A 17570-nucleotide genomic window follows, 5' to 3' on the forward strand; every position below is an offset into this window, starting at 1 on the left:
ATAACTAAAAACTCGATAGCATTCGCTACTTAATGGGATATCTGTATTTTATTTTTTCAGTAATATTTTGATAGATCCTGACCCTTTCCTTGGTTTTTTACTAAATTTGCAAGTAATACAAACTGATATGAAATGAGATTCAATGTCATGTAAAATTCTTTAGATCTTTTCTGAATCCATTTTACACTGAAATTAAACATTCGTTTCATGTGTGAATGAGTTCTTTCACAATCTGCCCTTGATTTGTATTCAACTCTGAAATTTGGATTAAGTAAGTTCTGATTGCGAAGATACATCCCAACCTGTTTCTCCCTTCCGTTATTCGTGAGAAATAGTAGTTTTTTCTCAATAGAATCTCGAATGTCTCCCCCTTTCTTCCACATTTTATTTACCCAATGATCAATTCTCTCAATTGTCCCCTCTATGTTCAAAATTGCGTTCTTGCTTGGATCGATTAGTGGCTGAATTCTGAAAATTTTCCAGTATCTCGCATAAATCATGAAGGAATCATAGCCACCATCAAGTTGAACTTTGATCATGCTTGGATTCATTGTACCAACAATTTCAGCTAATGGGATTGCATATGGGGAATCATGAGCATTACCTTCAGAAAATATTCCATACAGTGGAAAGTTGTTTAAATGAAATATGTGATATTTGTGCATCCTGCAAGCGTAATGGGGATTATATTTAGCATATTTATCATATCTTGAGGCTTCAATAGGGGTTGAATCAACCATTCCGTGACCATTCTGAATAGATTGACATGCAATGGCTCCGTTTAGGTACATGATCTTCTTAAAGCCGTCTAATCGCAAACGATTGTAAGCAAAATCATGTAAATTACTTGCAGAGGGAATATGATATCTTCCGGGCTCTATTTCAGGAATTCCAAGAGCAATGCAATCTTCAAGTGTTAGTGATTTGATGAATTTTCGATAGGATTGTTTTCGAAAGGAATGGACAATCAAGAGTTTGAATAATAATATTGGTGAATATAACCATTTTCGAGTTTGGCTGTAATTGAGATGGTTGTGCAATTCAATTTCAATCTGGGTAAGATCCATTTTTCCAAGTAATGTACTGATTGAAACACTATTTGTTGGATTTACAGTCCCATGTAATGTCCTTTTTTCGTTTGAGCCAACGAGCATAGAGGCCAGTTTCAATAGTATATAATGGTGCCGAAATCGGTCCCACGGCAATTAACGAAATGAAAAAAGAGTGGAGAGTCGAGAAATTTTATGAACTATTTATATAATAGGACCTTCGTTGGACGGCCTCACCGATATCATCGTGAGGACGTAGGAGGTAATCAAGAATCAGAGGGCGTTTCTCTCCATAGAATGGGATCGCATATGCATAATCGCCCAAACCCATCATGTCGTGAGCAGATATTCCTGATAACTCCTCAATCGCCTCATTCCAGGCAATAACTTTCCCATTCAGGTCAACTGTAAAAGTAGGATCCGGTAGATGACTGATGATGTCCTTCATCATCTGGTGTGCTTTTGCTATCTCCTCTCTCGCACGGTGACGATCAACGGCAGTATGAATCATGTTGAGAAGTTCAGTATACTGGCACGAACCTGCTCCTTTCTGGAGGTAAAAATCAGCCCCATTATTGAGTGCAGATATTGCCACATCTTCCCGTCCCCTGCCGGTAAAGAGGATGAACGGAATAGTCTCTCCTGATGACCTAATCTCCTGAAGAAATGAGATACCATCACGAAAGGGCATCTCATAATCTGATACGATTGCATCATACCGACCGGATGAGAACTTTTGAAGCCCGATGAAAACATCTGGCGCAACATCCACATGAACACCGTCATCACGCTCAAGATAGCGACGGGTCAGGTCACGAAGGAGTGGATCATCATCAACATAAAGTATGGAAAGCATATCGATATCTAATCAGAATTGACGGGTTTACGATCAACAACCATTTCAAACTCCCAATACCCTAAAAGATCCCTGAATATTCCCAGCAAGAACTGGTACGGTTTCAGGAAGCCGTGTGAGGTTTCGATCCATTTCTACAATATTCTTGGTTTTAAAACAAAAAAACTTACTTATCCGGATGACAAGTACTGAAGTACTGTGCAGCAACTTGTAAATTTTTCAACATATGCGGTTGATCTGGAGCGGTTCAACAACGACTGGAAGGAGGTTCAGCAGTTTTGCTGTGAGGAGGGGCTTGATGGGGTTGAACTCCTGTATGGAACAGATTTAGGAGAGAATCAGCCACCATCCGATCTTGTAAAAACCATACATTTTCCTGGCTGGTTTGGTTGGACACGGACATGGACCGATCACCATTCTATCCCTGATAATGCCGAACCGGCCGAGATCGAGTACTTTTTTGGAGCAGAAGATCCAAAGAGGCTCTTTTGCAGATTCTCTTCGCTTCTCAACACGGCACATGATCTCAACGCCTCGTATGGTGTATTACATATCTCACATGTCGAACTTGATGAGGTCTTCACCAGGAAGTTCCGAAAAAAATCATCTGATGTACTCTTTGCTGCTGCATCGTTTGTGAATGCCGTTGCTGCTTCGTATCCCGGTGGCGAGCCCCCGGTTCCTATTGCGTTTGAAAATCTCTGGTGGCCCGGACTGACGTATCAGTCAGATGAAGAACTCCAGTACTTCATGGACCTCCTGCAGTTTGACAACTGGATCTTCCTCCTTGACACCGGCCATCTCATGAATCATCTCCAGGTCAGGACCGAACAGGAAGGAATAACCAAAGTCCTCAAAACCCTGAAGAGATTATCACCTGCAACCAGAGATCGGATCAGGTCCATTCATCTTCAGTGCAGCACATCCGGGATGTACCAAAAGACCTACTTTCACTGTCCTCCTCCGGAAGGGTTTGAAGCACTGACCTACAGAGAGAAGATGGCAGCCTTGATCCACCATATCCCACATATTGATGAGCATCGGCCTTTCTCACAAAAAGAATGTAACGATATCATCTCACTTATAGAACCTGACATTCTGGTTCACGAGTTCATCACCGGATCACGCGATGAACTCACAGAAAAGATCAGAACACAAATGGAGACAATCTCATAAAAACACTCTTTTTTTCAGATGTCGCCATCAGAACCCCGCCCCATCTCCAGAAGGCTGACAACCTCATTGATCGTGTGTGCCTTACAGGCTCCCCGCTCAATCAGATGATTGAGCAGGACAGTAGCAGCTCCCCCTGTACAATCCAGAATATGAGATTCTGGTTCTGGCAGGTAGAGGATAACTCTTTCAATTTCCATTCTCTCAAGAACCTTGAGATTAGGGTAATTTCCCCAGCCGACAGGCATGGATGTCACAATAACCCGATCTGCTTTTGAGATAAGAACAGCGAGTTCCTCCTCATGTTCGAGTGATATCCGGGAGAACGGCGGTTCACTGATAACCTCAAGGCCAAGGTTTTTTGCAACAAGGAAATCGGTATCCTGCTCAGAGAGAACACCGCATCTGACCAAATATCCACTTCTTTTCAACGCTGTCATCAGGCAGGCCCCGCTGCCCGCCCCAGATATGAGAACGATCATCTCGAGGTTGGCTTTCTCTGTTCTCTTCTCACCCATTACAAATACAAATGGAGCACCGGTCACCGGATTTTCCCCGATGTATGGATTAATATTGAAGACCTCTTCCAGATTCTCAGTGGTCAGAACATCGTGGGGTGATCCAAATGCACGAACTACTCCATCAGAAAGCAGGAGGAGATGATCGCAGTATGCTGCTGCAAGATTGATGTCATGGAAGACACCAATGACTGCTTTCTTTCCTCTTACACTATTCTGGATCTGGGAGATCAGTTCGTACTGATGGTGGAGATCGATGTGTGCAAAAGGCTCATCCAACAACAGGATGTCAACCTGCTGTGCCAGAGCCCTGGCAATGAGAACACGCTGCCGTTCCCCTCCGCTGAGCGACGTAATCGAACGATCTGCAAACTCACATACACCGGTTAATTTTAGGGCCTCATTCACCGCCCTCTCATCATCAGAACCCGGGGCCCGGAATCTTGGGATATGGGGATTTCTCCCCATCATCACAATGTCACGAACGGTATATGAGAACGGAATAGAGTTCTCCTGTGGAACATACCCCACTTTTTTTCCGAATTCTTTGAATGGGATAGTATCAAGTTCGTTTCCATTAAGAAGAACCGATCCTGAAGTGGACTTCAATGATCTGGCAAGAACCTGAAGAAATGTTGATTTTCCTGATCCATTAGGACCGAGGATACCAATGAACATCTGTTCATCAACGCGGAGTTGAATCTCTTTAAGGACATCCCGGGTCTGGTATCCTGCCACCAGATCCTTCACCTCAAGAAGACTGCTCATACCTCCTCCCTTCTTCTGATCAGAAAGAGAAAGAAGGGGGCACCGAAAAAGGCAGTAACAACTCCCACAGGCAGTTCTCCAAGCCATGTCCTGGAGATTGTGTCCGCAATGAGAAGCAGAAATGCACCACAACAGAGTGAGCCCGGTATCAGGACTGCATGATCTGGTCCGGTGAGAAGTCTGGTCAGATGGGGTGAGACAAGCCCGACAAATCCAATCGATCCCGTCACTGATACGACAATACCACAAAGTCCGGCTGATGCACCAAGTAAAAGAAGTTTGGTGCGATTCGGGTCGATACCGAGAGTCTGTGTCTCTGAATCTCCGCAGGTGATGATATTGAGATCACGGGAATAGAGAAGAAGGAGAGCGATGGGAATGATTGTCAGGGTGAGGAGAGGGATATCAGCCCACGATGCATTCCATAGTCCACCCATCAGCCAGAACATGATCTGATGCACGTTGGATCCTGCAAATACCATGAAGACGGATACAACAGCTGAAAAGAAGGTTGATACTGCAATTCCGGTAAGCAAAAGCACACTGGTATTGATTCTTCCGTTTCGTGATGCTAACAGATAGACAAGAAATACTGCCGAGATGGATCCGATGAATGCTGCCAGTGGAATAAACATCATGAGTCCGAGAGCCATCATCAACGAAGCTCCGACAGCTCCTCCAGACGAGGTTCCGAGAATGTATGGATCAGCGAGATCATTGCGGAAAAGCGCTTGCATGGCAGCTCCCGCCCCTGCAAGCCCTGCTCCGGCGAGTGCTGCTGCAATAGCCCTTGGCAGACGGATATCAAAGAATATCTGAGAACCTGTTCCTCCACCTAGAACCTGCGAGAGTGAGAGGGATACTGGTCCAATGGTCACAGAACCCAATACGGTCAGAAGAAGCATCACAAACGAGACCAGTAGTAGAAGATATTGAGTTCGTCTCTTCACATTATCGCCTTCAACGATCCTGAGAAAGTAATTTTAATTTAAAACAAAAAAAGTATATTCATGAAGGATACATTGCATCCCGGAGATCATACCGCTCACTATCAGGGATGGTATCTCAGAATTCTTGCACTATGTCTCATTTTATCCATTATTTTTGGAACAGTACCGGTCCTGTCAGAACCCGGGACCCCCATTGGCAATGAGTACCCGCGGACTGTTCTTGATGACCAGCACGTTCTGGTCACCCTTCTCTCTCCTCCTCAGAGGATCATCTCTCTAGCTCCGTCTGACACTGAGATGCTCTTTGCACTCGGGCTTGACGAAAGGATTGTGGGTGATACTGACTACTGTAATTATCCATCAGAGGCTGCTCAAAAAGAGAAGATTGGTGGGTTCTCAACTGTGAGTCTTGAGAAGGTTCTTGCTCTGAACCCGGATCTTGTGGTTGCCGCTGATGGCAACACCCCCGAAACAATAGATCGGATCAGATCAATGGGAATTCCTGTGTACTACGCAGATGCAAAATCGCTCTCCGATGTTCAGAAAACTCTGAAAAACCTTGGAGACCTGACCGGTGTTTCAAAGCAGGCAGAACAGTTGAATAAAAACCTGACTGCAATAGCCGATACAGTGCACCAGGAAGGCGAAAACCTGTCCCATCATCCCACCGTTGCCCATGTGATCTGGAATAACCCGATATATGTAAGTGGTTCAGGCACGTTTCAGGATGAACTGATCCACCTGGCCGGTGGCGTCACTGCGTTTGGTGATGCAGAGGGGCATCATATTGTCAGTGTTGAGGAGTTTGTTACATCCAATCCTGACATTCTCCTGATCAATACAGGCTCAGGAATGGGAAGTGAAGGAGGCGATCTCAGTTCATACTTCAGATCTGAACCCCGGCTTGCAAATCTGAAAGCAGTGAAAGAGAACCATATCATCACGGTCAATACTGATGTTGCAGACCGGGCAGGACCGAGGCTCTGGGATATGCTTGAAGAGATTGCACCGAAGATCAGGGAGATGGGATAAAAAACCTAATCCTAATACCATTAGGGTGACTGCTCGGTTTTTTTGAAACATCTTCTCTTTCTTCGCTGATATGGCTAATCATTACCATCCCATGAAATATCTTCAACCATTTGTTGGTCGGAATAAGTATGATCGAATGTCATCATTGGATTATCAAAAAAATACAATTCAGTTGACTAAAAAGATTGGCTATTTGTTTCAACTCATCGGTTCTGATTTTTGAAATATGGATGATAGGGGTGAGTATTTTCGTGATATGGTATAAAATTAGGTGAATTATTTCCCCGTTCTATATTTCTTGGAGAGATTCTTGTAATTCTAAAAAAGGAGTAGTAATGAGTTCTTTTGCTGGATTGCAATCAGACAAATATTCCGGACTGGTATGCAAAGGCCTTCTGCATGGTCTTGATACCCCCGGTCACCGTGGTTGAATCTTTCCAGGTGTTGGTTGCAGAGGTCTTGTTCCAGGTTGCTTCTCCGTCCTCGGTTGTGCCGTCACGGGCATAGTTATCGTCGTCGCCGTCCCGTGCTTCCATGATGCTTCCGGCAAATACTGTCCTGACCGTACCTTCTGCAAATCCGCTTCCCGAGTTGGCATCAGGTGTGACTGCGATCTGGTAGTTGACTTCTGCCGGGTTGGCTACATCATCGGTGACTGAACGGATCTGACCGAGTGTTGAGACCTGTGCGCTGTTTACATTGACGAGGGCACTCTTTGCAGATACAATATTGCAGAATGCTGGCAGCACTGCTGCATTGCCTTCTGAAAATACGCACCGAATGCTGTCATCGGTGCCTGAGTAGTTTCCTGCTGCATCGAGCGTGTACTCCTCTTCACCAACCAGGTGTGAACCTTCGGTGCTTGCATAGGTCAGAACCTTCTGGGATTCGACATTGTACAGGCCGCTCTGTTTGTCCTGGGAGTCGAAGTCAAAGTTCTTGTTCTCGGCAAGTTTTCCACCATTAGTCATGATTGCATCTTTGTAATCAGTTACAGAGATCGACTGACCACCTTCAACGGCACCTTCCGGGATAGAGCCCGGGGATGCAATGATCCAGTTCATAGTTGATTTGTCATCCACTGCACCGGTTGCGTCGATGACAGTGTCGATGGAAAAGACCTGGTTTTCAGGAGTCTGGTTTGGAAGCCAGTCTGCTGAAACAAAACCTGGCAGCACAATCACGGCTGCGATGGTTACGAGAACGATATGTCCATAATTCATGTATGTCCTCCTACTGGACGCTGACATAGTGATATCAGCAATGTACGATTCGTATGAGGAATATAATAAACGTGTGAAATGTTCTCCAGAACGTGTTACTATTATTATTAAAATCTGATTAAATCAACAGAAAGTTCAGAAGATAATAGATTAAAATTACTTTTGGATAAAATGATAACACGTAAATAGAATTTTGTACTAACATGTAAACCGACATCGGTACGAGATGAAACTGTATGCATATCCCAGACGCATTTATACCAATCCCGCAAGCGGCAGTGTACTGGATTATTGCTCTGATATTTCTGGCCCTCGCCATCAGATGGGCAAAGAGTGAGATGAGCGAGGATAAGATCCCCCTGATTGCAGTTCTGGCAGCAGGAATTTTTGCTTTACAGGGATTCAATCTCCCGGTGAGTATGGGAACGAGTGGCCATCTGGTTGGTGGAGCACTTGCAGCAATCGTTCTTGGTTCTCCGTTTGCTGCAGTGTTTATCCTGTCCCTGGTGCTCGTTATTCAGGGTCTCATCTTTGGTGACGGAGGTCTTACCACGATGGGGGCAAACATCATCAACATGGGAGTCATCGGAGGATTTGTCGGGTACTACACATTCCATGGGCTCAACGGAGTTCTGAAGAATCCGTTCATCTCTGCAGGAGTTGCAGCATGGTTTGCCTGCCTGATCCCATCCCTTGCATGTGCGGTTGAGATGTTTTTCGCCGGTACATTCCCGCTTGTTCCAGGACTTCTAGCTATGGGAATCTACCATGCAGCGATAGGGATAATTGAGGGAATTGTCACGGCAGTTGTGATCTATCTTCTCTCAAAAGCACGGCCTGATCTTGTGAACTCGGCAGTAGGAGTTGTTGCTGTATGATGGATAACAAGACATTCCTGATTGTAGGAGTTATTATCGCACTGGTTATCGGTGTGCTTGCAGTGTTCCTGGCATCCGGAGATCCCGATGGCCTTGAGAGCACCGCACTGATGGTTTCAGGACAGAAAGACCTGACAGGAGCAGCACCAGAAGACGGTGACGCAGAAACTGTCGGTACCGGAACATTTACCTATGAATCACCAATGCCTGACTACTCGCTCGGTGAGGCGATGGGGCCGCTCGGTGGTGTGATTGCGATCATTGTAGGGATCTTCCTGACGCTTGCAGTGGTTACCGGGGCAACCTGGCTTGTAAAACAGGGCAGTGATAAGACCTAGTCGTAACTCAGTATCTCCTATGAACAGCCTTTCATATATACAGGCAACAATTTCTGTTTTTTCTCTGTTCCCTCGGGGTCTGACATATCTATTTCATTGAAACACGAAATCTCTGCCAGACATACCAGGGAACGATCACTGCTCTGGAAGGAATCAATTTTTTAGCACCACGAAACTGCGGTATAGCCGTGATCTGCTGGTCCAGATATCAGTAAAAGAGACGACCCACTTTTTCCGACCAACACTCTTTTGGTATGAGTGAAGGGGCTTATGAGGTGTATGAAATTATATTCATTGCCAGATATAGTATCAGTATATGCCCGAAGATCCGTTTTTACTGAATGAAGAGGACGAACTCCAGGAGAGTGATCTCTCCCGAATAGGTGTCTCACTCCCCTCAAACCTGCTCACAAGTTTTGATCAGATATTAAAGAAACGCGGGTATTCTTCACGGTCTGAAGGTATACGTGATGCAATCAGATCGTATATCACCTACTACAAATGGATGGCCGATCTCTCTGGTCCACGGCAGGGTGTCATCACTATTGTATATGATCATCATCAACGCAACCTTATCGCGGCGATCACTGATATCCAGCATGATTACATGAATGTGATTCAGGCATCGCTCCATTCCCATGTCTCACACTCCCGGTGTGTCGAAGTTCTGCTTGTCAAGGGGGATGCGAAAGAGGTGAAAGAGGTAGCAGAGCGGTTGATGGCACAAAAGGGCGTTGAGAACGTGAAACTTACAACAATTCCTCTTGAAGGGTAACCGTTTTTATGTATATATCCGGGGGTGTTTCCCCCGGTATAGGGACATGTACGAGTAAAAATAGGTTATCGTGCCGGGATGATCAGGGATCGCTCCCCCGCCGGTTCAAACTCCCGGATGGCTCCTTTGGCAAACTCTTTTCTCGGCTCTGAGAAGTCAAACTGCAGAGACGGATCCGCAAACGTAATCTTCACCCTGGGATCATAACAGAACGGATCTGCCCGTCCAAAGTGTGCTGCACCGACGATGGCGGCGTACTCCCCCTGATGGCCTACGTTCATCGCGTAGTTCGGATAGTTTGGACCACGGAGTTCACCCATTGCCCCTCTGTCAGTTTCAATCGAAAGGGAATTCGATGAACCACACTGGTCCTGAAGATCATACCCGAAGAACCCGAGCCGTGACCAGGCATCCTTATGAATAATCATGGAGAGGTACCAGGCGTTCAGACCTGCATTCGAGTTCCCGGTAGCCATTGAGACACTGATACCTGATGCAGCAGCAAGAACTGCTGCACGCTGGGAACCACCGAAATGGTCCTCCATAAGGGTCGGGAACTGTTCATACTGTTCGAGACCATAGAGTGTCACTTCAGTACCGATGTCGTTGACAATCTCCTGGGTTGGTTTGATCGTCTTATCAGGACCGGGCTGGGTATAATCATACCCGTACTTATCTTTGAGATAGTCCATCCCGTAGTACGTGTAATCATCTAAGATGTTGTCGGTGTACGCAGCGGTTGCATACTGAGTAAACCCGACTCCGCCTGACATATAGGATCCAAGCCAGATCTGGTCGAAAAGCACTGCACCAGCAGCTACCTGCTCTAGTGCTGCCTTTGCCGGGTCATCCGGATACTTCCGGTTTGTTTGGATGATATCACAGAAGAGACCAAACTTGATGCCTCCCGGTTCATTCGGTCCACGGGCTCGTCGTGCCGGAAGATGAGTTCCCATCTGGATAACACCGGCGTGTTTAGCCGCATACGAGAGATCTGCAACTGCTGCTTCGCCTGCGCAGGTCCGGTAGGCAGCAATGAATGACATACCGATCTGCATCGCAGACCACCGGCTGGTTGTCCCACCATCACAGACACGACCAACGATAGTCGGGACGTGAATAGCCTGATACATCGACTTTCCCACTTCAGCCTTCAGCACATCAGCCTGTTTTTTAGGGAAGAGTTTCTCGATGTTGAGGAGGTACTGAGGATCGATCTGGTCTGCGACCTCATCATCACCGGTAAAGATCTTGACATAACAGTCGTCAACGAGACCCGGATTTGTCTCAACCATATGCTCCTGAACCACAGCACCGCCTGGCAATGCATGATTGAGAATGTGTAGATATTCGTTGATGGTTTCAGGGGTCACCTCTAAACCAAGACGTTTTTGAAGTGTGTTGTGGGCCATATCCATACCGACGATGATGGTTCGTCTGATATCATCCCACATCTGTTGCATCGCCGAGTTGTTGACAAAGTGAAGATCATCACCCTCCACAAAGGTTCCGGTCCCCGAGACCTCGTAGGTCATCAGTTGCCTCTGACCCATCGGGATTCCACCAAGGTGACAGTGGTCAGGATCATACATGGAGATACCACGTTTGTTGACGATCTCCTCATTTATCTTGATGAACTCACGTTTTCTTGGAGACTGATGAACACCGTCAAAGTGATAAAAACTGGTCTTTTGGGACTCGACATCCTGACCTGAAAATTTCTCTTTCAGAGCCTTGAGGAATTTCTTCTGTGACTTCTCAACTCGGGTCATTTCTTCACCTCCCTGGGCATAAATCCGTATTTTGTGCGGAGCGTATGGATTCGCTGCAGGTACTCGATATATTCAGGATCTTCACGAAGCGGGTTACCCAGAAGTGAATGGAAGATTGTACTGTTCTCCGCGAGCCAGTCATCATCAAGCGGCTTTCCGACCGGTACCTTGCGATCCAGAGGAACTCCGATCTGGTTCTTTACATAATAGACAATTCCATCGCTTCCGAGCGTGCATCTCTGAATTGCATCGAACTGCATCCCGTCTTCAGAGAGCCGGAGTGAGTGGCCATGCACTGTCGCACCACGAAGACTCACCCGGGCAGGGTCAAACATCTCGGTCTCCATCAGGGTTGAGCAGTACTGCTCAAGATCCCTCTCACGACACTCAACGATCTGCCTGCCTGAAAGAGTGCCGGGATCAATGCCTCTGAACCGGTACATCTCGGAGTATGTACGCTGATATGGCTGACACGGAGCGTTGTACATGGAATCGGCAAACTGTACATATCTTACCCTGTCCCCGTGTTGAGCACCTTCGGTGGGTTTTACCAGTCTGCGCATCGGGCAGTCCGGCTCTGTTGTCTCCTGAATCGGCGGGTGTACACTCCGGTACCCTTCACCAGGTGAACGATGCCCGAGGATGAGAATAATGTCCTCATCAGTGATGGTACGCATCTTCTTCAGGAGATGGTCGCGATTCATCTGTTTACGGCGGTTTATTGCAACTTTGGAAGTTCCGGGACCGTAATTTGGAGTATATGTCATCTCTTCACCTACCCTTCGAGCATGTTGTTCTCACAGTGCCCTGTAAAAGAGACCTGGCTCTCATATTTGCCAAGATTTACGGGTTTATCTTTACGCTTGGGATCGCACAGTCCTATCAAATCAGGCTCCATCCTCGGTCCGTACTTGGCGTAGTCAACCATGGAGGGATGTGGTTTGATGAAGGTCCCTTTCTGGATGTAAAATCCGAAGTTGGTGAAGAACTCTTCACAGGTCTTGGCAATCCTGTCGGCTACCGAGATGTCTTCAAGCTCAAGGATGACATCGCCGACCATGAGCCTGATGTCAACATCAGTGCCTGCAACGGTAACGGCGGTCTTAAAATCGGTGGTATTCTCAATTCCCCGGGCAGGACCGTATGGAACGGTCTTTGGAATGTTCTGTCCCCTGAGAAGAATTCTTCTGACTCCGGGAACTTTCACGATCATATTGAGAAGTTTCTCAGTTGTCTCCGGTTTCATCATCCTGATCGAGACGATCTTCACCTGGGGAAATATCTCCTGGGTGGCAGACGAGATATCGCTCATTCAGGCACCTTCTGCTATCTGATCAATAGGGCGACGGAACACGTCGATGGTCCCGTATGTCTCCCCCATGATCTTCGAGGTTCCTTCAGGCGAGAACATCTGAGTTCCACCATCCATAGCAGCGGCTGCTACAGCACAGGGAATAGCAACACCGGCAGCATGCCTGGTCACAACGTGGTTTCCGTTGAAGATTCCCGGCCCTCCACCCCCGTAGATCGAGTGGCTGAAGAATGAGAATCCCACACCGGTTCCCATATTCCTCCCAAAATCACTGCTGGGAAGTCCGGTCTCGTGTTCTATCATATCGTTGAAGTACAGGAGCGTCGCTGATACAGCCTGAACAAACCGCCCTGCTCCACAGTTTACAATTGTTGCAGCTAACGTGCCTGCAGACACATAGGCATTCCACAGTGCTGGATCTTCAGTATCATAGAACTGGAAGTACCCTCCTTTCTTGCCTGGTTTGATAACCCGGTCTTCAAGTGCCCGTTCTACGAGGGACTGGACAACGGTTCCCACGGTTCCGGTCTGCCCATTGTCCTTCACAATATCATAGACCATGTTGTTTGCATTCAGGCCCTGAAGTGCATAACAGAGGAGCTGATTTCGTTCAAACGGCCCTACACAACCCATCTCAAATATGGCGGCCGTTTCAAGGGTTGATGAAAGTGCTGCACCCTGCAGGGCATTTCGTCCGGTCATCATCACAAAATGATTGACTGATATGTTGCGGAGTGCATAGCCGATCCCTTCATTGTTCTGTGGAATCGTGAGAATTGAAGTGACGAGGGCAGCTTCCATATCCTGAGTATGCGGATAAGATCCCCAGGCAGCTGCCTTTACTGTTGACGCATCAAAAGGACTGACATCAAACTCATCCACAATTGCGTAGGTGACCGCAGATGCCACCGAGGTTATCGCTGCATCATACGTTGATGCACCAACGAGCCGTCGGGTTGGCACCTTGACAAGAAGGAGATTGCCTTTGTTGAATTCGGTGATATCTGTGTCATCTCCCTCTTCCAACTGAACCATGTCATGGATCCGTTCGATGAGAGCATCCTTGTGCTCCATGATTGGGAGGTCCAGTTCACGACCGAGTATCCTGCCTTTACCAAGTTTTGCACCTTTGAGTGCCTGTTCGATACCTGCCAGATTGACGTTGATGGTTCGTTTGGTTAGATCAACAATCTTCAGTGTCGCCGGGTTTATGAGCGGATGGATCCGATCAAGTGATACTCCGGATTTGAGAAGCTTCCCATCATCAGAATAGAGATCGATGGAATCCTTGTACGTAGTCATGGTTTCATCCAGTGAGATCGATAGTAGTAATATCGTGAGAGCCCGTGAACCGCGTAGGTTCGAGCTGTAAAAAAGATGGTTGAGTTCAGTATTAAAAAATTATGAAAATTATTATTTTTGTAATATCAAATATGATGAATTGTACTATTCTGCTAATATTTAAAAAAAATGGGAGACGTTTTTTTCTGGATAAATGTTACAATTTCGCTATTAGACAATCAGTGTGTAAATCTGACGGTTTTTTGAATTTTATCGGAGGGATAGCCATCTGTTAGTATATCGTTGTTTTCATACAATGGGCAAAAGACCCATCGATCCACGCACGATTGTAAAAAAAAACTGATCGTATGAGGCAAATTCCCAGAATGCCAAAGAGGATATCATCGAACCATATCCCCATGTAATGAGAGGATTTTTTCTGAAAATAATACATATTTTCAGACAAAAATGCAACAATCTGGCAAGAGTGCTTTTTGACAGTATGAATCGGTAAAAAAATCGCACCCCACCTGTAGTTTTATCCGGGCGCATCTACAGATGAACACAGTTTGTAAATAAAACCAAGGAAAATCGGAGATAAGTGACAGAGCAGTATGATGCAATTCTCTTGTCCAAGGAGGTGGTATCAATCCTGATGGTGGCTAATCTCGCGCCGATTCCCTTATTTCGACCCGGGATGTGATGACTGGTGTGATTCCATCCCGATGCCGTATTCAGATGTTGGATCTCATCGCACAAAAATATTACTAATGCACAATATCGTAACAACTTTTGATCTGATTCTTGAAACGTAAATATGTAAGCAACAATGAGTAAAATTAGAACCAATTTTTTTGGGTTCTGATAAGAATTTACAAATAAGAAATTAATATCAATAGTTCACACCAATATGTAGTTTGTTAATAATTAGGTAGAGGAATATGTCCTTTGAGTATATCCCGGGGCCGGTATGTCTGTCACTCAAATGGGTACTGGAGAGACCCATACAGCCTCTGCCTGTCCCAATCCTTGCAGTCCTCTGTGGGGGCTGGTCATACGGGCTGATTCCATACTGCGGCCCTGGAACGAGAAAAGCGCTGTGGGATAATGAACAGGCCTTTCTGAATGCATTATCCTCGCATCTCAACGGCCAGGGGATCTACACCCTCCGTCTGATATCCAGGGAGAATGGGAGTGTGCCCGATGATTCCACCCTCACACAGGGTGCAGGTCATGACGGAGTGCTTCTGGCCTTGAGAGATATTGAAGGTCCGGTGATCTGGACTCCTGATCATATGGTCTTCATCGGTCATGGTATGGGGAGTTATTCCTGTTGTCAGCTTGCATCCTATGGTATCAGACCTGGAGGATACATATTTGCAGGAGGTATCTACTCAGATCTTGAGGTTATACTCTCCCAAAAGTATCTTCTCCCGATTGAGTTACAGAAAAAACAAGGAAGTGATGAGCAGAGTGTTGTACCTGACTCCCTCTCGCTCCTGATTTCCGAGAACATGGGTGCAATCCTCCAGGCCATCAGGAAAAAGCGATCGAGGATTCAGCTCCAGGCCCTGAACGAGAAGATAGAGATTCGCCTGAATCAGGATCTTTATTCAGGTGATGAGACCCCAAGAACGATGTTCAGATATATCACCTCCCCCACCCTTGTCATTCACGGGTCCTCTGATCTTGATGTCACCGTCTGGAATGCAACCTCGATTGAGCAGGTAGTACGAAAAAACGTGGCTACCCCTGAACGTATTATTCTTGAGGACAGGGATCACTGGTTCAGAATGGTGCCGGGAAGTATAGGCAGACACATGAAAGACCGGGTGTCAGGAGCTAGTTTCTTTTATGAGCAGGATGAGAGGTTTTTACGAGAATGCTCGTCGTTCATCAGGCGGATATATGGAGTTCATGAAGCCCAGCAGGAAGCCTTGAAACGGGGTTCTCACCTCGGTCATGACCATATCAGGAAGAGAGTACCGAAAGAATCAGGGTAACTGTAAGATTCTGTTCTCTTTTTTCCGCGAAATGAAAAGGTGAAGGGGTGTGTCTGCCCTGTTGGTGATAGTTGAACAACGAAGAATTGGTATTTCAAAGAGATCGGATAGTGATGTGCCCTGAAGTGCATCTGCGATGAAATATTCCCCACCCTTCACCTTCTCATATTATATCTCGCGTATGCTCGAATAAATGTTATTAATTTTTTTTTTTTATGACTTGAGAACATTAAATACAGGTATGATATTACTTGGACTGGGAAAATCTAATCGAAATACTGATCCCTCATACCTGATTTGTAACAGCCTTCTTGTGCGTGAATGATCCGGTCAGGGTAGAGCGGTCAGGTTCTGCTCAAAAAAGTATGAAGGCCCTGATATTGGTATCACTCAATGAGATGGATTTTTCAGTTGAAGCACTGATTATGCCCCGGCATTTTTATTGATACGTGATCTTATCAGCAACAGAACGGGGATCAACTCGCATGAGTAATCTGATATCGGGAGAATATCAGGTTGATTACTGATACTAAGCCATACTGCATGCAGAGTACACCTCCCGGGGGTACAATCAAATTCTCATTCATAACACCGGATGTGATTGAAGGGATTCTGGCAAATTTCACTCTGAATCTCGATAAACTCGTAATACATCTTTGAAATATGTAATAAAGGCCAAATGTTTATCCCCTGTCTGATGGACTGTAATCAAGAGGAACAGAAGATGTGTTGTCACGATTCAGCAAAGCACGAGCACGAGCATGAACATGATGGTAAGGCTCATGTACATGAGCATATCCATGATGGCGAGCACAGCCACTCACATGGCAGCTGCTGCCACAATCACAACTAACCTTTTCTTGAACTCGCTGTACCATCTCAAATTCTAATTGCTTTTGTATCGACCTCGAATGAGAGTATCAGTATGGAGATCAGAATGAAGAACCATTCTACCCGGCATTGTAAAGAGAAAGGACATTTTTTCAGAATCTGAATTTAATAAATCGAATATTTTTCATATCGAGTAATAATTTTAATATATTAGTAATACCATTATCTGCCAATGCAGACCTCTGGGTGATTGAAACAGTCACCATTTCTGCAGAGAGGTGAATCAATGGAATCAACCACATATCCACAATGCCGGATTGTACCAATCCAGATGCTCAAAGCCGAGAATGCAGAAAAATTCCTTGATGGTCTCTCATACATTGCGGGGATCAGGCGTGTCCTCGTGCATGGGCCCGGATATCAGAAGGACGGGATTGAGAACCCCTGTGTTCCCTGCACCCGGTCGCTCCCGTCTTCAACGCTTGTCACAGTATCAAAACAGCCTATGCTGATGCATGTCCTGATGGGAGATGTGATTGTTGAAGCTGCAGATGAACAGGTGATAGAGAAGGTCGCCATGTATTGTGATGAGTTCTTTGATGATATTGCCTATCAGATCCTTCTCGGAAAATTCATGAAGACCAAGGCTTCCCAGTCTGATTATGTCAGGCCCGGTGTTGCTATGGATACAGACCTTATCGGTCTCTATGATACAAAACAGTCGATATTTCCGTATATTCTTCCAGATGAGAACATCTGTACCTGCGAAACCTGAATCAAGATGTTAAGACATATTACCATTGCACCATTC

Annotated in this window: 17 protein-coding genes; 8 read left to right on the forward strand and 9 right to left on the reverse strand. The window is 46.0% G+C overall.

What is annotated here, in order from left to right; genetic code table 11:
- Positions 1-56 precede the first annotated feature (56 nt).
- Both ACHZA2_RS04905 and ACHZA2_RS04910 read right to left on the reverse strand, forming a co-directional pair.
- A complete protein-coding gene (locus tag ACHZA2_RS04905) occupies positions 57-1154 on the reverse strand; it encodes a transposase (RefSeq protein ID WP_319578768.1) in 1098 nt (365 codons plus the stop codon).
- Positions 1155-1242: 88 nt separating this feature from the next.
- Positions 1243-1905 (reverse strand): response regulator, encoded by a 663-nt coding sequence (locus tag ACHZA2_RS04910; protein WP_319578769.1) that lies wholly within the window; start codon positions 1903-1905, stop codon positions 1243-1245.
- A gap of 198 nt (positions 1906-2103) precedes the next feature.
- On the opposite strand from ACHZA2_RS04910, the gene ACHZA2_RS04915 reads away from it, so the two are divergent.
- Positions 2104-3081 carry a hypothetical protein gene (locus tag ACHZA2_RS04915; RefSeq protein ID WP_319578770.1) on the forward strand — a complete coding sequence of 326 codons (978 nt, stop codon included), beginning with the start codon at positions 2104-2106 and terminating at the stop codon, positions 3079-3081.
- A 14-nt stretch (positions 3082-3095) separates the two neighbouring features.
- Here ACHZA2_RS04915 and ACHZA2_RS04920 read toward each other — a convergent pair whose 3' ends face one another.
- Positions 3096-4364: an ATP-binding cassette domain-containing protein gene (locus ACHZA2_RS04920; protein WP_319578771.1), complete on the reverse strand. Its 1269-nt coding sequence runs from the start codon at positions 4362-4364 to the stop codon at positions 3096-3098.
- Positions 4361-5314 carry an iron chelate uptake ABC transporter family permease subunit gene (locus ACHZA2_RS04925; RefSeq protein WP_319578772.1) on the reverse strand — a complete coding sequence of 318 codons (954 nt, stop codon included), beginning with the start codon at positions 5312-5314 and terminating at the stop codon, positions 4361-4363. The genes ACHZA2_RS04920 and ACHZA2_RS04925 overlap by 4 nt, the downstream gene beginning before the upstream one ends.
- A gap of 60 nt (positions 5315-5374) precedes the next feature.
- Here ACHZA2_RS04925 and ACHZA2_RS04930 point away from each other — a divergent pair, with 60 nt between their 5' ends.
- Positions 5375-6346 (forward strand): cobalamin-binding protein, encoded by a 972-nt coding sequence (locus ACHZA2_RS04930; protein WP_319578773.1) that lies wholly within the window; start codon positions 5375-5377, stop codon positions 6344-6346.
- A gap of 359 nt (positions 6347-6705) precedes the next feature.
- Here the strand turns inward: ACHZA2_RS04930 and ACHZA2_RS04935 are convergent, their stop codons facing one another.
- Positions 6706-7569, reverse strand: coding sequence for a hypothetical protein (locus ACHZA2_RS04935; protein WP_319578774.1), 864 nt, complete (start codon positions 7567-7569; stop codon positions 6706-6708).
- Positions 7570-7805: 236 nt separating this feature from the next.
- Here ACHZA2_RS04935 and cbiM point away from each other — a divergent pair, with 236 nt between their 5' ends.
- From cbiM to nikR, 3 genes are all read left to right on the forward strand, one after another.
- The gene (gene cbiM, locus ACHZA2_RS04940; protein ID WP_319578775.1) at positions 7806-8447 is read left to right on the forward strand and encodes a cobalt transporter CbiM; all 642 of its coding nucleotides are present in this window, start codon (positions 7806-7808) and stop codon (positions 8445-8447) included.
- Positions 8444-8785, forward strand: coding sequence for a PDGLE domain-containing protein (locus tag ACHZA2_RS04945; RefSeq protein ID WP_319578776.1), 342 nt, complete (start codon positions 8444-8446; stop codon positions 8783-8785). Before cbiM ends, ACHZA2_RS04945 begins: the two co-directional genes overlap by 4 nt.
- Before the next feature lie 316 nt (positions 8786-9101).
- Positions 9102-9560 (forward strand): nickel-responsive transcriptional regulator NikR, encoded by a 459-nt coding sequence (gene nikR / locus ACHZA2_RS04950; RefSeq protein WP_319540738.1) that lies wholly within the window; start codon positions 9102-9104, stop codon positions 9558-9560.
- Between the two features lie 65 nt (positions 9561-9625).
- Here nikR and mcrA read toward each other — a convergent pair whose 3' ends face one another.
- Genes mcrA through mcrB form a run of 4 tightly spaced genes read right to left on the reverse strand, consistent with a single transcriptional unit; the run spans position 9626 to position 13946 of the window.
- The gene (mcrA, locus tag ACHZA2_RS04955; RefSeq protein ID WP_319578777.1) at positions 9626-11332 is read right to left on the reverse strand and encodes a coenzyme-B sulfoethylthiotransferase subunit alpha; all 1707 of its coding nucleotides are present in this window, start codon (positions 11330-11332) and stop codon (positions 9626-9628) included.
- Entirely contained in the window at positions 11329-12099 is a 771-nt protein-coding gene (gene mcrG, locus ACHZA2_RS04960) for a coenzyme-B sulfoethylthiotransferase subunit gamma (RefSeq protein WP_319540736.1), read from the reverse strand. Before mcrG ends, mcrA begins: the two co-directional genes overlap by 4 nt.
- An 8-nt stretch (positions 12100-12107) precedes the next feature.
- The gene (gene mcrD, locus ACHZA2_RS04965; protein WP_319578778.1) at positions 12108-12644 is read right to left on the reverse strand and encodes a methyl-coenzyme M reductase operon protein D; all 537 of its coding nucleotides are present in this window, start codon (positions 12642-12644) and stop codon (positions 12108-12110) included.
- On the reverse strand, positions 12645-13946 hold the full coding sequence (gene mcrB / locus ACHZA2_RS04970) for a coenzyme-B sulfoethylthiotransferase subunit beta (RefSeq protein ID WP_319578779.1): 1302 nt from the start codon (positions 13944-13946) through the stop codon (positions 12645-12647).
- A 920-nt stretch (positions 13947-14866) separates the two neighbouring features.
- Between mcrB and ACHZA2_RS04975 the strand changes: the two genes are divergently transcribed.
- The 3 genes from ACHZA2_RS04975 (at position 14867) to ACHZA2_RS04985 (ending at position 17534) form a co-directional block, all read left to right on the forward strand.
- Positions 14867-15928, forward strand: coding sequence for an alpha/beta hydrolase (locus tag ACHZA2_RS04975; RefSeq protein ID WP_319578780.1), 1062 nt, complete (start codon positions 14867-14869; stop codon positions 15926-15928).
- A gap of 697 nt (positions 15929-16625) precedes the next feature.
- Positions 16626-16781, forward strand: coding sequence for a hypothetical protein (locus tag ACHZA2_RS04980; protein ID WP_319578781.1), 156 nt, complete (start codon positions 16626-16628; stop codon positions 16779-16781).
- Positions 16782-17045: 264 nt separating this feature from the next.
- Positions 17046-17534, forward strand: a complete 489-nt coding sequence (locus ACHZA2_RS04985) for a methyl-coenzyme M reductase operon protein D (RefSeq protein WP_319578782.1) — start codon at positions 17046-17048, stop codon at positions 17532-17534.
- Positions 17535-17570 lie beyond the last annotated feature (36 nt).

Source organism: uncultured Methanospirillum sp., assembly GCF_963668415.2.
Lineage (GTDB): Archaea > Halobacteriota > Methanomicrobia > Methanomicrobiales > Methanospirillaceae > Methanospirillum.